This is a genomic window from Onishia taeanensis (assembly GCF_900100755.1).
Lineage (GTDB): Bacteria > Pseudomonadota > Gammaproteobacteria > Pseudomonadales > Halomonadaceae > Onishia > Onishia taeanensis.
Genome location: NZ_FNCI01000030.1, coordinates 1 through 1,322 on the forward strand (window position 1 = coordinate 1; position 1,322 = coordinate 1,322).

At 62.7% G+C, this 1,322-nt stretch carries 1 protein-coding gene and 1 pseudogene; both read right to left on the reverse strand.

Annotated features, from left to right (window positions below; all coding sequences use genetic code 11):
- On the reverse strand, positions 1–854 hold an 854-nt coding region (locus tag BLR71_RS17310; RefSeq protein WP_175491724.1), incomplete at its 3' end, for a cache domain-containing protein.
- A gap of 261 nt (positions 855–1,115) precedes the next feature.
- Positions 1,116–1,322 (reverse strand): annotated as a pseudogene (locus BLR71_RS17315) (hypothetical protein); the annotation flags it as partial.

Genomic DNA, 1,322 nt, shown 5'->3' on the forward strand with positions numbered 1-1,322 from the left:
CCGATGATAATCACCAACGTAATCAACGAGGACTTGAGGATGGCACGCAGGCCGGCGGTAGCCTCATCCTCGTCCAGCACCACCCCGAGCTCCCAGTCAGTGCCGTCAATCGACGCAACGGCGAGCCGTTTGGTCTTGCTGTCGACGTTAATAGGCTCCCAGGTGGCATCCTGACGCACCAGGCGCGCGATGAACTCGGGCGTCAGACCATCACTGACCGCCGTCAGCGGCTGCCGGGTCAACTCGGCGTCGGGATGGGCGATCAAGGTCTCACCATCGACGCTCAGGAAGGCGAAACTCGATGGCGTGGGATGGATCGACGCCACCTCGGCGATCAAGTCATCGATCACCACATCGCCGCCGATGACCCCGGCAAGCCGGCCATCTTTGTGAACCGGGGTGGCGAACGACACCACCTGCTGACCGCTGACCGCATCGACGAAGGGACGCGAAATGATGGTCTCGCCGCGCGCGACGGCATCGCGATACCAACCGCGAGTGGTCGAATCGAAATCGTCGGGGGCATTCCAGCCATCGGAGGTCATGATGCTGCCGTCGGGCCGACCGATATAGGCGGATAGAAAACCGCCGGACTCGGCCAGTTGAATCAGGGCAGTTCGCGGATCATCGCCCATCACCGGTTCACGGGCGGCTTCCATCATATCCGCACGAGCACGGGTCCATTCCTCGATGGCCCGGGCATTTCCAGTGGCCACCGCATCGAGCTGTTGGCCGACCTGCTCTTCGTTGTGAGTCTGCACGGTCAAATAGCTGACCGAAGCGTTGATGACTAGAGCCAGAGCGACCACCACTAGGGTGACCACTAGGATGCGCATGCGTAAGGACGACAGCATTAAATAAGTCTCACTATTCTGGGAGGAACCGAGTGGGGCATGAGCCTTGACCGCGCCCACTGCAGGCATGCTATCGGCGCCGACAGGTACGACTTTAGGCTGAGACGGCGATCAGGCGCTCCCAAGGAGTGATCGCAGATTAAGTGCATGCCACCAGGGTGGGGTGACACGGTCACTAAGAACGAGACTGCCCCGGCCATGGCGGGCCGGGGCAGTACCCTCGAGGTCATAGAGGGAAAGGAAGGAAAGCGCGCCTAGCGGTCAGGCATAGTCGAGGCTAGCGTGCCGCCGCGACGCTCCACCGGCATCGTCGAGCCGGGGCAGTGCCCCACCCTGCGCGGCCTGGGCCTGCTCGCTCAGGGTGAAACCGGCGACTGCCTCGGTGAGCCGGTCGGCCTGGTCCTTGAGTTGCTCAGCGGCGGTGGTCGATTCCTCGACCAGGGCGGCGTTCTGCTGGGTCATGCGATC